The organism is Streptomyces sp. KLMMK, from assembly GCF_036961605.1.
Classification (GTDB): Bacteria; Actinomycetota; Actinomycetes; order Streptomycetales; family Streptomycetaceae; genus Streptomyces; species Streptomyces telluris.
The window spans coordinates 1-13,048 of record NZ_JBAMDC010000184.1 but is presented as its reverse complement, the minus strand read 5'-3'; the positions used below and the strand labels follow the sequence as shown (position 1 = coordinate 13,048).

Sequence of the window (13,048 nt, the reverse complement as noted above, 5' to 3'; positions counted from 1 at the left end):
CCGGAGGCTGCGGACGTCCAGGTGGCGCAGGACCCGGTCCACCACCTCCGGGTCCGCGCCCGGTTCGCTGCGGGCCGCCAGGACCTCGCGGCGGGCGGCCGAGAGCATCTCGGCCTGGATGCGCTGGGTCACCCGGATCCTTTCCACCCGCTGTGCGTGCGCCTCGCGGCGCTCCTCGTCGACCATGTCGGGGCTGATGCGTGCGCCGACGTCGTAGGCGCGCCGCGTGAGCTGCTCGACCATGTCGTCGGGGAGCTCCTCGGTCTCCTGGATCTCCTTCAGCCGCCGTTTGGCGGCCTTCGCGGCGCGCACGGCGAGCAGCCGGGCGAGCTCCCGCTCGGCGTCGGAGTCGGACTGCACGCCCAGCCGCCGCACGAGCCACGGCAGGGTGAGGCCCTGAAGGACGAGCGTGGCGAGGATGACGGCGAAGGCGACGAAGACGATCTCGTCGCGGGCGGGGAAGGGCGTCTTGTCGTCCTGGGCGTGCGGGATGGCGAGGGCGAGCGCGACGGAGGCGACGCCGCGCATCCCGGACCACCACATCACGACCGTCTCGCGCCAGCTGAGGGGGACGTCCTCGTCGATGTCCCGCCGGCTGTGCAGCTGTTTGGCCAGCCACGCGGCGGGCAGCAGCCACAGCAGCCGTACGCCGACGACGACCGCGACGACGACGGCGCCGATGCCCAGCATCTCGCTCCACCGGCCGGAGGCGGTCCGCAGGACGTGGTGGAGTTCGAGGCCGATGAGGCCGAAGGCGACGCCGGTGACGAGGGTGTCGACGACCTCCCAGAAGGAGTGCCGGGCGAGCCGGCCGAGCACGTCGTCGGCGTCACCGGCGTACTCGGCGAGGAAGAGCCCGGTGACCAGCACGGCGAGCACGCCGGAGCCCTTGAACTCCTCGGCGAGGACGTAGGAGACGAAGGGGACGAGCAGGGTGAGGCCGATCTGGAGGGTCGCGTCCCCGAGGACGTCCATGAGCTTCTTGGCCGCCCAGCCGAGCGCGAGCCCGACCACGAGGGCGACCACGGCGGACAGCACGAACTCGCCCGCGGCCTTCGGGGCGGAGAAGCTGCCGCTGACGGCCGCCGCGATGGCCACGTGGTAGAGCACGATGGCCGTCACGTCGTTGAAGAGCCCCTCGCCCTCCAGGATGGAGATCAGGCGGCGCGGCAGCCCGAGCGAGCCCGCGACGGCCGTCGCGGCGACCGGGTCGGGCGGGGCGACGAGGGCGCCGAGGGCGACGGCCGCGGCGAGGGAGATGCCGGGCACGATCGCGTCGGCGACGGCGGCCACGGCCGCGGTCGTCACGAACACCAGGGCGACCGCGAGCAGCAGGATGGGCCGGACGTTGGCCTGGAACTGCCGCCAGGACGTGCGCTGCACGGACGCGTAGAGCAGGGGCGGCAGCACCAGCGGGAGGATGAACTCCGGCGGCATCTCCACGCTGGGCACGAACGGCAGCAGCGCGAGGACGATGCCGCCCAGCGTCATGAGGACGGGCGCCGGCAGGCTCAGGCGGTCCGCGACGGGCACCATGACCAGCGACCCGATGAGCAGCACGAACAGCAGGGCGAGCTGGTCCACGGACGTCCTCCGGGCGGAGCGGGAAGTGGATCGTTCCCCAGCCTGCCACGAACCGGACGAACCCGGATCTTCCGGAGATTCCGGACGGAGTCAGCGGATGCTGCTCACAGCGCCTTCGTCATCGCACGGTGCGGTATGCCGCTGCCCTCGTCGAACTCGGGCCCGTGCGCCGCATAGCCGAGCCGCTCGTAGAAGCCGAGGGCGTGCGTCTGGGCCTCCAGGTAGACCCGGGCCAGGCCCAGCCGGCGGGCTTCCGCCTCGACGGCCAGGACGAGCTCGGCGCCCAGGCCCGTGCCACGCGCGGCACGGGAGACGGCGAGCCGGCCGAGGACGGCCGTGACGTCGTCCCCGACGCCCGCGTGGCCGTACTTCTTCCGGGCCGGGGCGCCGTGCAGGAAGCGGACCGTGCCGACGGGGCCGGCCGGGCCGGTGGCCAGGAGGTGGACGGCGTGGACGTCGTAGGCGTCCATCTCCTCGGCCTCGGGGATGCGCTGCTCGCCGACGAAGACCTCGCGGCGCACGGCGTGGCAGCCGGGCAGCCCGTCGGGGCCGACGACGCGGACCGTGATCCCCTGCGCGGCGCCCACGGTGCTCAGGCGCTCTCGGCGCGCACCGTGTCCAGCGCGCGCTGCAGGTCCTCGGGGTAGGAGCTCTCGAACTCGACCCAGCGGCCGTCCTCGGGGTGCTCGAAGCCGAGCCGCACGGCGTGCAGCCACTGGCGGGTGAGCTTGAGGCGCTTGGCGAGGGTCGGGTCGGCGCCGTAGGTGAGGTCGCCGACGCAAGGGTGGCGGTGGGCGGCCATGTGCACACGGATCTGGTGCGTACGGCCGGTCTCCAGCTTCACGTCCAGCAGGCTGGCCGCGCGGAACGCCTCGATCAGGTCGTAGTGGGTGACCGAGGGCTTGCCCTCGGCGGTGACGGCCCACTTGTAGTCGTGGTTCGGGTGGCGGCCGATGGGGGCGTCGATGGTGCCGCTCATCGGATCGGGGTGCCCCTGGACCAGCGTGTGATAGCGCTTGTCGACCGTGCGCTCGCGGAACTGCTGCTTGAGCAGGGTGTAGGCGCGCTCGGACTTGGCGACGACCATCAGGCCGGAGGTGCCGACGTCCAGGCGGTGCACGATGCCCTGGCGCTCGGCGGCGCCGGAGGTGGAGATGCGGTAGCCCGCGGCGGCCAGGCCGCCGATGACCGTCGGGCCCGTCCAGCCGGGGCTGGGGTGGGCCGCCACGCCGACCGGCTTGACGATCACGACGATGTCGTCGTCGTCATGGACGATCTCCATGCCCTCGACGGGCTCGGCGACGATCTGCACCGGGGCGGGCGCGGCGGGCATCTCGACCTCCAGCCAGGCCCCGCCGGTCACGCGGTCGGACTTCCCGGCCACCGCCCCGTCCAGCTGGACCTTGCCCGCGGCCGCCAGCTCGGCCGCCTTGGTGCGGGAAAAGCCGAACATACGGGCGATGGCGGCGTCGACGCGCTCGCCCTCCAGGCCGTCGGGTACGGGCAGGGCGCGGATCTCGGGAATGGTGCTCACCCGTCGAGTATGACGGACGGGTGTGACACCCCCGCCCCGGGCTCAGTCCTGGTGGACCGTCGGGCTCAGTCCTGGTGGACCGTGCCGTCCGGGTCCAGACCGCGGAAGGACAGGATCACGATCAGGAAGCCGCCGCAGACGATCGCGGAGTCCGCGAGGTTGAAGACCGCGAAGTGCGCGGGCGCGATGAAGTCGACGACACCGCCCTCGAAGCCGCCCGGGGCGCGGAACAGGCGGTCCGTGAGGTTGCCCAGCGCGCCGCCGAGCAGCATGCCCAGCGCGATCGCCCACGGCAGGCTGTAGAGCTTGCGGGCGATCCGCGCGATCACGACGATCACGGCGGAGGCGATCACCGTGAAGACGATCGTCATCGCCTCGCCGATGCCGAAGGCGGCACCGCGGTTGCGGACCACCTCCAGCTGCAGCCACGTGCCGAACACCTCGATCGGGTCGTGGTGCTCCAGCTTCGCGACCACGAACAGCTTGCTGCCGAGGTCCAGCAGATAGGCGAAGGCGGCCACCGCCAGGAGTACCCCGATGCGCCGCCCGCCCTTGGCCGCGGTCGGTTCCGCGGCCTCCGGCGTGCCGGTGGTGGTCTGTTCCGCCTCTGTCACGTGAGTCCTTCGACGTCGTCCAGGTCGCCAGGGCCTGCCTGACTGAGGACGAGGGTACGGCACGCCCGTGCGACGGGGTCAGCGGCGTTCCTGGCGTTGTTTGCACTCCACGCACAGGGTGGCCCGCGGGAACGCCTGCATGCGGGCCTTGCCGATGGGCTTCCCGCAGTTCTCGCAGAGGCCGTACGTGCCCGCGTCGAGCCGTTCCAGCGCCCGCTCGGTCTGGTCCAGCATCTCCCGGGCGTTGGCCGCCAGGGCCAGCTCGTGCTCCCGGGTGATGTTCTTGGTGCCGGTGTCGGCCTGGTCGTCGCCCGCGCCGTCGCCCGAGTCCCGCATCAGGCCGGTGATCGCCTCCTCCGAGTGGGCGATCTCCGCCCGCAGCCGCAGCACCTCGCTCTGCAGCTCCGTCCGGGCCTCGGCCACCTCGCCCGGCGACCAGGGCTCCTCCCCCGGCCGTACGGCCAGCTCGCCGGGCTCCGCGGGCCCCGTACGGGCCCCCGGCACCTTCCCGGCGGCCTTCGTCCCGTCCATCGTCTTCTTCGCAGCCACCGTCCTGGCTCCCGTCTTCTTCTCCGTGAGGGCGGCCTTCCCGCTGGAGGCCTCCCCCGTACCAGAAACCGCACCGCCGCCGGCGGCCGTCCTCTTCTTCGCCGCGGCCTCCCCGGCGACCACCTCGGCCGCGGCCTTCTTCGCCGTCCCCTTGCCCCCGGCCCCACCGGCCACGGCCTTCTTGGCCGAGGCAGCCGCCTTCTTGGCCGGGGCCTTCTTGGCCGGGGCCTTCTTGGCCGGGGCCTTCTGCGTCGCGGTCGCGTTCCCGCCCGCGGTCTCCCCGGCCGGGGCCACCACCTTCTCGGCGGCCTCCTTGGCCGCGCCCTTCTTCGTCGTCGCCTTCTTGGCCGGAGACGCACCGGCCGCCGCCGGAACCGCGGCGGCCTTCCCGGGCGCCACCTTCTTGGCCGAGGCCGCCTTCTTCGCCTTCGCCGTCCCGGTCGCAGTCGCCCCGCCCGAAACCGCCGCCTTGGCCGAGGCCGCCTTCTTGGCGGAGGCCGTCTTCTTCGCCTTCGCCGTCCCACCCGCCGTCGCCCCGGCCGAAACCGCCGCCTTCTTGGACGCCTTCTTCGCCGCCGCCTTCCCGGCCGCGGGCGTACCGGAGGCCGCCGGAGCGGACTTCCCGCCCGTCACCTTCTTGGCCGCGGCCGTCTTCTGCGCCGCGGCGGCCTTCTTCGCCGTCACACCCGCGGCCGTCTCCTTCGCGGCAGACGCCTTCTTCGCGTTCTTCGCGGCAGAGGGCTTCGCCGCCGCCTCCCCGGCCGGAGCGGCCGCCTCCGCGGCCTTGGCGCCCTTGCCCGCCGCCGGCGGCGTCCTCCCCGGACCAGTCGCCTTCCCGCCGCCTCCGGCGGCCTTCGCGGCAGCGGACCCGGCCCCGTGGGCCTTCCCCTGAGCGGAAGCGGCATCCGCCGCTTCCGCCGCCGCTCTCTTCGCCACCATGACCGCGGCCCCTTCACATTTTATGATCTTGCGCGCGAATCGTGCCGGAACGATAAAACTCCACCGGTCACGCGGCAACGGGGCACGCCGGTCTCCTCGGTTGTGCCCCGCCCCCGGCCCTGTAATCGGACTGCACCCGTCCCCCGCCCGGCCCCGGCCGAAACCGGTGGGCCGCGTCCGGTCCGGCCCCGTACACTGGGGCGCAGCGAAAGGCGTGGAAGGGACGAGTAGCGCCGCACGCAGCCTGTAGCGACCCGGGGACGGTGGGAGCCCGGGGGCGTGCGCGGTGTGAAGATCACCCCTGAGCCGCCGGAAGAACACCCCCGGACGCCCCGGCGGGTCAGTAGAGCCGGCATCGCGGCCCAATGAGGGGGCCCGGGCGCAAGCGCCCGCGGCCAAGGAGGGTGGTACCGCGGGAAGCGCACCGCACGGCGCATCTCGTCCCTCCGACGGACAGCGCAATGACGTTCCGCCGGAGGAAGCCTCATATGAGTCCCCAGCCGCAGTACCACCAGGTACCCGCCCAGGTGGACCTGCCCGCCCTGGAGCACGCCGTGCTCGAGTTCTGGCGCGAGAGCAAGGTCTTCGCCCGTAGCCTCGAGCAGTCCGAGGGGCGCCCCGAGTGGGTGTTCTACGAGGGCCCGCCCACGGCCAACGGCATGCCGGGCGCGCACCACATCGAGGCCCGCGTCTTCAAGGACGTCTTCCCCCGCTTCCGCACGATGCAGGGCTACCACGTCGGCCGCAAGGCCGGCTGGGACTGCCACGGCCTGCCGGTGGAGCTCGCGGTGGAGAAGGAGCTGGGCTTCTCGGGCAAGCAGGACATCGAGGCGTACGGCATCGCGGCCTTCAACGACAAGTGCCGCGAATCCGTCACCCGCCACACGGACGCCTTCGCCGAGCTCACCACCCGCATGGGCTACTGGGTCGACCTGGACGACGCCTACCGCACGATGGACCCGGACTACGTCCAGTCCGTGTGGTGGTCGCTGAAGGAGATCTTCAACAAGGGCCTGCTGGTCCAGGACCACCGCGTGGCCCCCTGGTGCCCCCGCTGCGGCACCGGCCTGTCGGACCACGAGCTGGCCCAGGGCTACGAGACGGTCGTCGACCCCTCCGTCTTCGTCCGCTTCCCGCTGACCTCCGGCCCGCTCGCGGGCGAGGCCTCGCTGCTGGTGTGGACGACCACCCCGTGGACCCTGGTCTCCAACACGGCCGCCGCCGCGCACCCCGACGTCACCTACGTCGTCGCCACCGACGGCACCGAGAAGCTGGTCGTCGCCGAGCCGCTGCTGGAGAAGGCCCTCGGCGAGGGCTGGACCGCGACGGGGCAGTCCTTCACCGGCCGCGAGATGGAGCGCTGGGCCTACCGCCGCCCGTTCGACCTGGTCGAGCTGGAGGGCGCCAACTTTGTCGTCAACGCCGACTACGTCACGACCGAGGACGGCACGGGTCTGGTCCACCAGGCGCCCGCCTTCGGTGAGGACGACCTCAGGACCTGCCGCGCCTACGGCCTGCCGGTCGTCAACCCGGTCCGCCCGGACGGCACCTTCGAGGAGGGCCTCGGCCTCATCGGCGGCCAGTTCTTCAAGAAGGCCGACGAGAAGCTCGTCGAGGACCTCTCCGAGCGCGGCCTGCTCTTCAAGCACATCGCCTACGAGCACAGCTACCCGCACTGCTGGCGCTGCCACACCGCGCTGCTCTACTACGCGCAGCCGTCCTGGTACATCCGCACCACCGCGGTCAAGGACCGGCTGCTCGAGGAGAACGAGAAGACCAACTGGTTCCCCGAGTCGGTCAAGCACGGCCGCTTCGGCGACTGGCTGAACAACAACATCGACTGGGCGCTCTCCCGCAACCGCTACTGGGGCACGCCGCTGCCCATCTGGCGCTGCGAGGAGAACCACCTCACCTGCGTCGGCTCGCTGGCCGAGCTCACCGAGCTCACCGGCGCCGACCAGAGTGGTCTCGACCCGCACCGCCCCTACATCGACGACGTCACCTTCACCTGCACCGCCGAGGGCTGCTCGCACACGGCCGTGCGCGTGCCGGAGGTCATCGACGCCTGGTACGACTCGGGCTCGATGCCGTTCGCGCAGTGGGGCTACCCGTACAAGAACAAGGAGCTCTTCGAGCAGCGCTACCCGGCGCAGTTCATCTCCGAGGCGATCGACCAGACGCGCGGCTGGTTCTACACGCTGATGGCCGTCGGCACCCTCGTCTTCGACAAGTCCTCGTACGAGAACGTCGTCTGCCTGGGCCACATCCTCGCCGAGGACGGCCGGAAGATGTCCAAGCACCTGGGCAACATCCTCCAGCCGATCCCGCTGATGGACCAGCACGGCGCCGACGCCGTCCGCTGGTTCATGGCGGCCGGCGGCTCCCCGTGGGCCGCGCGCCGCGTGGGCCACGGCACCATCCAGGAGGTCGTCCGCAAGACGCTCCTCACCTACTGGAACACGGTCGCCTTCCAGGCCCTCTACGCCCGTACGTCCGGCTGGGCGCCCAGCGCCGCGGACCCGGCCCCGGCCGACCGCCCGCTGCTGGACCGCTGGCTGCTCGGCGAGCTCAACGCCCTGGTCGGCCAGGTCACCCAGGCCATGGAGGCCTACGACACCCAGCGCGCCGGCAAGCTGCTGTCCTCCTTCGTCGACGACCTGTCCAACTGGTACGTGCGCCGCTCGCGCCGCCGGTTCTGGCAGGGTGACGCGGCCGCGCTGCGCACCCTCCACGAGGTCGTCGAGACGGTGACCCGCCTGATGGCTCCGCTGGTGCCGTTCATCACCGAGCGCGTCTGGCAGGACCTCGTGGTCCCCGTCGACCCGCAGGCCCCCGCGTCGGTCCACCTGGCCACCTGGCCGGTGGCGGACGCCGCCCTCGTCGACCCGAAGCTGTCGCAGCACATGCTGCTCGTGCGGCGCCTGGTCGAGCTGGGCCGCGCCACCCGCGCGGAGTCCGGCGTCAAGACCCGCCAGCCGCTCTCCCGCGCGCTGGTGGCCTCGGTCGGCTTCGACGAGCTGGGCCCCGAGCTGCGCGCCCAGATCGCCGAGGAGCTCAATGTCTCCTCCCTCGCCTCCCTCTCCGAAGTGGGGGGCTCCCTGGTCGACACCACCGCCAAGGCCAACTTCCGTGCTCTGGGCAAGCGGTTCGGCAAGGGCGTCCAGGCGGTCGCCAAGGCCGTCGCCGGGGCCGACGCCGCGGCGCTGTCGCTGGCCCTGCGTGAGGGCACGGCCTCGGTCGAGGTGGACGGCGAGACGGTCGCCCTCTCCCCCGACGAGGTCATCATCACCGAAACGCCCCGCGAGGGCTGGTCGGTGGCCTCGGACTCGGGCGCGACGGTGGCCCTCGACCTGGAGATCACCCCGGAGCTGCGCCGCGCGGGCCTCGCCCGCGATGCCGTCCGGCTCATCCAGGAGGCCCGGAAGAACAGCGGCCTCGACGTCGCCGACCGGATCGCCGTGCGCTGGGAGTCGGCGGCCGAGGAAGTCCGTACGGCCCTCTCGGAGCACGCCTCCCTGATTGCGGACGAGGTCCTGGCCACGGACTTCGCCGCGGGCGAGGCCGACGGATCCTACGGCGAGCCTTTCACCGACGAAGCGCTTTCGCTGACGTTCCGCCTCCGTAGGACGACCGAGGCCTGATAAGACCGGCAATGGCCGGGCAAGGATTTCCCTCGCCCGGCCATTGCCATATGTCGTATTGACCGACATCCGTACGGAAATGCAGAGCGCATAAAAGGGCCGGGCCCCTGGGGAATCCCAGGGGCCCGGCCCTTTATGACTGCCGACCGACCGACTGCCGACTAGCGGCCGTACGGGCGCCTCAGTTGTCGTCCTCGTCGATGAGGAAGCCCCGCATGGGGGACGGCGCCTGCTGCATCGGCTGCTGGCCCTGCGGCCGCACCGGTGCCATCGGCTGGGTCATCGCCGGGGACATCTGCTGCTGACCGCCGTAGGACGGGCCACCCATGGAGGAGTTTCCGCCCATCGAGGTGTTGCCACCCATGGACGGGTTGCCGCCCATGCTGTGGCCGCCCATGCCCGCACCTGCCGGAGCCATCGACCCGCTCATCGAGGGGGCCGCGGGCAGCGACGGGGTGTTCGGGTTGCGGGGCGGGGCCAGCGAGTCGTCCGCCTGGTTCTCCAGCTGGCGCAGCTGGCTCTCCAGGTAGGACTTCAGACGGGTGCGGTACTCGCGCTCGAAGCCGCGCAGGTCCTCGACCTTGCGCTCCAGCGTGGCGCGGGCGGACTCCAGGGAGCCCATCGCGACGCGGTGCTTCTCCTGCGCGTCCCGCTCCAGGGCGTCGGCCTTGGCGCGGGCGTCCCGCTCCAGGCCCTCGGCCCGGCTGCGCGCCTCGCCGACGATCTTGTTGGCCTCGGAACGGGCCTCCGCGATCGCCTGGTCGGCGGTCTGCTGAGCGAGCGAGAGCACACGGGCGGCGCTGTCACCGCCCGGGCCCTGGCCCGGCTGCGGCAGCTGCGGGCCGCCCATGGGGCCGTTCTGGCCCATGGGGTTCTGACCCATGGGACCGTTCTGACCCATGGGGTTCTGACCCATCGGACCGTTCTGACCCATGGGACCGCCCATGGGGCCGCCCATCGGACCGTTCTGACCCATGGGGCCGGGACCGTTCTGACCCATCGGGCCGGGACCGTGCGGACCCTGGGGACCGTGGCCGTGACCGCTGGGGCCGGCCGGAAGCTGCGGGGCACCGCCCGGCAGCTGCGGCGGGCCGCCCATCTGCTGCTGCTGCGGCACCGGCTGCGGTCCGGATATGGCGGCGGGCACCGGAGCCCCGCCGGGTCGCTGGTCCTGCGGCTCGGGCTTGCGCATGCCCTGCTGCTGGTTCTGCGCGGCGGCACGCGTGGCGGCGGCCAGCTTGGCGCGCAGGTCCTCGTTCTCGCGGAGCAGACGGGTCAGTTCGGCCTCGACCTCGTCCAGGAAGGCATCGACCTCGTCCTCGTCATAGCCTTCTCGGAGACGGACGGTCGTGAACTGCTTGTTCCGCACGTCCTCGGGGGTCAACGGCATCTCTTCTTCACCTCAACGTAGTCGTCGGCAATCGGCAAGACCGTATCGTTCACACCTGCTCCACGACGCGGATCAGGATGAAGACGATAATCATCAATACGAAGAAGGACAGGTCGAGCGCCACGCCCCCGAGACGCAGCGGCGGAATGAACCGCCGCAGAAGCTTGAGTGGCGGATCGGTGACAGTGTAGGTGGCCTCAAGGATGACCACCATCGCCTTACCGGGTTGCCATGAGCGAGCGAACTGGAAGACGTAATCCATCACCAGCCGGAAGATCAGTACAAACAGGAAGCAATACAGCGCGATGTAGATCACCTGCAGTGCGATGCTCATTCCCGCGCTTCCCTCTCCCCTTGCTCGTACCCGGCCTGTTCGGCCGTCATTCTCCCGGTATCGCCAGGTATTGCGTCTCAGCTCTGATTGAAGAACCCACCCTCTGCGATGCGGGCCTTGTCCTCCGCCGTGACATCGACGTTAGCAGGAGACAGCAGGAACACCTTCTGCGTCACCCGCTCGATGCTGCCGTGGAGACCGAAGACGAGGCCGGCGGCGAAGTCGACAAGTCGCTTCGCGTCCGTGTCGTCCATCTCCGTCAGATTCATGATCACCGGGGTGCCCTCGCGGAAGTGTTCCCCGATGGTACGGGCTTCGTTGTAGGTCCGGGGGTGCAACGTCGTGATGCGGTAGGGCTCCCGCTCGGACACAACCTTGGGCATGATCACCGGTGCGTTCTTCTCCAGAGAGTGGCGTTCGGGTGTGATGGACGCCACGGGGGCGATTCGGGCGGGTCGTCCCGTTTCCGCTGTGAGCGGAGTGGGTTCGCGCTGAGCAGGCGGCTGGGCGACTCGGACCGGTTCGTCCGATTGCGTCTGTTGTGCGAGGTGTTGCTGATGCTGCTGCCTGCGTCGGTCGGGCTCCGGCTCGGGTTCGAACTCGTCATCGGGGTCGAACCCCGGGCCGTCGTACCCATCGTCCTCCACGAGGCCGAGGTAGACCGCCATCTTGCGCATCGCGCCGGCCATTCTCTGCGTCCTCCGCTCTGTGGTGGATCGGCTCCGTCAACGGCGCCTTGGATCCACTCGGTCTGCCCGCCTTCTGGCGGGAATGACCATATTTTTTGCTGTGGTCCGACTTCTTGGCGACGTTACCCGAGCCTGGGTCGGACTCCGAGTACCGCCGATCCGACACGTACATGTGTCGCCCCGGCGGCCACGGCGTCATCCAGATCCGCGCTCATCCCTGCTGACACCATGTTCGCAGCAGGATGGGCCGCGCGCAGGCCCGTTGAGATTTCCATCAGCCGGCCGAAGGCGGCCCGCGGCCGTCCGGCATATGGTCCGACGAGCGGAGCGACCGTCATCAGGCCCGCGGGGCGCAGCCCTTCGGCTCCGGCGAGTGCGTCGGCGAGTTCTGCCACACCGTCAGGAGCGACTCCGCCCCTTTCGCTGCGTTTTCCGGGTTCGCCCGACTCTGCGTCAAGTGCCACCTGGATCAGGCAGTCCAGGGTCCGGCCGGCCTTGACGGCCGCCGCGGAAAGTGCGGTGACGAGGCGGGTCCGGTCGATCGAATGCACAAAGTCGGCGTAACCGGCCACCGAACGGACCTTGTTCGTCTGCAATTGTCCGACGAAGTGCCAGGTGAGGGGCAGGTCCGCGCACTCGGCCGCCTTGGGGGCCGCGTCCTGGTCGCGGTTCTCGGCGACGTGGCGCACCCCGAGCTCGGCGAGGAGTCGCACGTCACTCGCGGGGTAGGTCTTGGTGACCACGATGAGGGTCACGTCCTCGCGCGGGCGGCCCGCCGCGGCGCACGCCGCGGAGATACGTTCCTCCACGCGGGCCAGGTTGCCGGCGAGTTCCGTTCTCCGGTCCGTCACAGTCCTCAGTCCAACCAGACATAGCTGGCGAGTCGCCCCGTGGTGCGCTCGCGCCGGTACGAGAAGTGATCGGCCGACTCCAGCGTGCAGATGTGAGATTGTCCGCTCATCGTCACGCCGAGCCGGGCGAGTTGGGCGCGCACCCCCGCGGCCACATCCACGGCCGGGGTGCCCCGCCGGGTGGTGGCCCAGGCCTCGGGCACGGCCTCGGCGACCTCGGCCCGCATCGCCTCGGGCACCTCGTAGCACAGGCCGCAGACCGCGGGGCCGGTGTGCGCGAGGATCCGGGCGGGGTCCGCGCCGAGAGTGATCATCATCTCGACGGTCGCGGGAACCACCCCCGCGACCAGGCCCGGGCGGCCGGCGTGGGCCGCGCCCACGACTCCGGCGACCGGGTCGGCGAGGAGCACCGGGGTGCAGTCCGCGGTCAGGACCGCGAGGGCCAGACCGCGACGGGCGGTCACCACCCCGTCGACCGCGGGGATGCCGGCGCTCCGCCAGGGGCCGTCGACCACGGCCACGTCCCGGCCGTGCACCTGGTTCATCCAGACGACGCCCGCCGGGTCGAGGCCGAGCGACTTCGCCGCGCGCTCCCGGTTGGCCCGGACGGCGGCCGGGTCGTCGCCGACCGCGCCGCCGAGGTTCAGCTCGTCATACGGAGCGGCGCTCACCCCGCCCCACCTGTCGGTGAAGGCGAAGTGCGCGCCGCTCTCGTGCTGATCGTGCGACACAGCTTCCGATGTCACTGCGTGCTGTTGTCCTATGCCGCTCACTCGCTCGTACGTCCTACTTGAGGAAGTCCGGAACGTCCAGTTCCTCGGCGGTCGAGTCCTGGTACGGACGGGCCGGCGGGACCTGCGGGGAGGAGACCGGCGGCGGGGGGAGCTCGTTGACCGGCACCGGGTCGGCCGCGGGCTCCTCGG

Annotated in this window: 11 protein-coding genes; 1 reads left to right on the top strand and 10 read right to left on the bottom strand. The window is 71.3% G+C overall.

Annotated elements, in window-relative coordinates:
- The 5 genes from V7793_RS23195 to V7793_RS23175 all read right to left on the bottom strand — a co-directional run.
- Positions 1-1,584: Na+/H+ antiporter (locus tag V7793_RS23195; protein ID WP_336009475.1), on the bottom strand; the 1,584-nt coding region annotated here is incomplete at its 3' end.
- A gap of 104 nt (positions 1,585-1,688) precedes the next feature.
- Positions 1,689-2,171: a GNAT family N-acetyltransferase gene (locus V7793_RS23190; RefSeq protein WP_336009473.1), complete on the bottom strand. Its 483-nt coding sequence runs from the start codon at positions 2,169-2,171 to the stop codon at positions 1,689-1,691.
- A 5-nt stretch (positions 2,172-2,176) separates the two neighbouring features.
- On the bottom strand, positions 2,177-3,118 hold the full coding sequence (locus V7793_RS23185) for an RluA family pseudouridine synthase (protein WP_336009472.1): 942 nt from the start codon (positions 3,116-3,118) through the stop codon (positions 2,177-2,179).
- 65 nt (positions 3,119-3,183) lie between these two features.
- Complete coding sequence (lspA, locus tag V7793_RS23180) at positions 3,184-3,732, bottom strand: signal peptidase II (protein WP_336009471.1); 549 nt, start codon at positions 3,730-3,732, stop codon at positions 3,184-3,186.
- A gap of 78 nt (positions 3,733-3,810) precedes the next feature.
- A complete protein-coding gene (locus V7793_RS23175; RefSeq protein WP_336009470.1) occupies positions 3,811-5,220 on the bottom strand; it encodes a TraR/DksA family transcriptional regulator in 1,410 nt (469 codons plus the stop codon).
- A 488-nt stretch (positions 5,221-5,708) separates the two neighbouring features.
- On the opposite strand from V7793_RS23175, the gene ileS reads away from it, so the two are divergent.
- A complete protein-coding gene (gene ileS, locus V7793_RS23170) occupies positions 5,709-8,861 on the top strand; it encodes an isoleucine--tRNA ligase (RefSeq protein WP_336009468.1) in 3,153 nt (1,050 codons plus the stop codon).
- A gap of 181 nt (positions 8,862-9,042) precedes the next feature.
- Here the strand turns inward: ileS and V7793_RS23165 are convergent, their stop codons facing one another.
- The 5 genes from V7793_RS23165 to pgeF form a co-directional block, all read right to left on the bottom strand.
- Positions 9,043-10,251, bottom strand: a complete 1,209-nt coding sequence (locus V7793_RS23165) for a DivIVA domain-containing protein (protein ID WP_168090818.1) — start codon at positions 10,249-10,251, stop codon at positions 9,043-9,045.
- Between the two features lie 49 nt (positions 10,252-10,300).
- Positions 10,301-10,585, bottom strand: a complete 285-nt coding sequence (locus V7793_RS23160) for a YggT family protein (RefSeq protein ID WP_030364712.1) — start codon at positions 10,583-10,585, stop codon at positions 10,301-10,303.
- A gap of 77 nt (positions 10,586-10,662) precedes the next feature.
- On the bottom strand, positions 10,663-11,274 hold the full coding sequence (locus V7793_RS23155; protein WP_336009462.1) for a cell division protein SepF: 612 nt from the start codon (positions 11,272-11,274) through the stop codon (positions 10,663-10,665).
- Between the two features lie 122 nt (positions 11,275-11,396).
- Complete coding sequence (locus V7793_RS23150) at positions 11,397-12,125, bottom strand: YggS family pyridoxal phosphate-dependent enzyme (RefSeq protein ID WP_336009461.1); 729 nt, start codon at positions 12,123-12,125, stop codon at positions 11,397-11,399.
- A 5-nt stretch (positions 12,126-12,130) separates the two neighbouring features.
- Positions 12,131-12,856 carry a peptidoglycan editing factor PgeF gene (pgeF, locus tag V7793_RS23145; protein ID WP_336009459.1) on the bottom strand — a complete coding sequence of 242 codons (726 nt, stop codon included), beginning with the start codon at positions 12,854-12,856 and terminating at the stop codon, positions 12,131-12,133.
- Positions 12,857-13,048 lie beyond the last annotated feature (192 nt).

What these genes read in the sequence shown, in the direction of transcription:
- V7793_RS23160 (WP_030364712.1), bottom strand. Translation starts at nt 10,585, where the DNA reads ATGAGCATCGCACTGCAGGTGATCTACATCGCGCTGTATTGCTTCCTG.
- V7793_RS23175 (WP_336009470.1), bottom strand. Translation starts at nt 5,220, where the DNA reads ATGGTGGCGAAGAGAGCGGCGGCGGAAGCGGCGGATGCCGCTTCCGCT.
- V7793_RS23155 (WP_336009462.1), bottom strand. Translation starts at nt 11,274, where the DNA reads ATGGCCGGCGCGATGCGCAAGATGGCGGTCTACCTCGGCCTCGTGGAG.
- ileS (WP_336009468.1), top strand. Translation starts at nt 5,709, where the DNA reads ATGAGTCCCCAGCCGCAGTACCACCAGGTACCCGCCCAGGTGGACCTG.
- V7793_RS23165 (WP_168090818.1), bottom strand. Translation starts at nt 10,251, where the DNA reads ATGCCGTTGACCCCCGAGGACGTGCGGAACAAGCAGTTCACGACCGTC.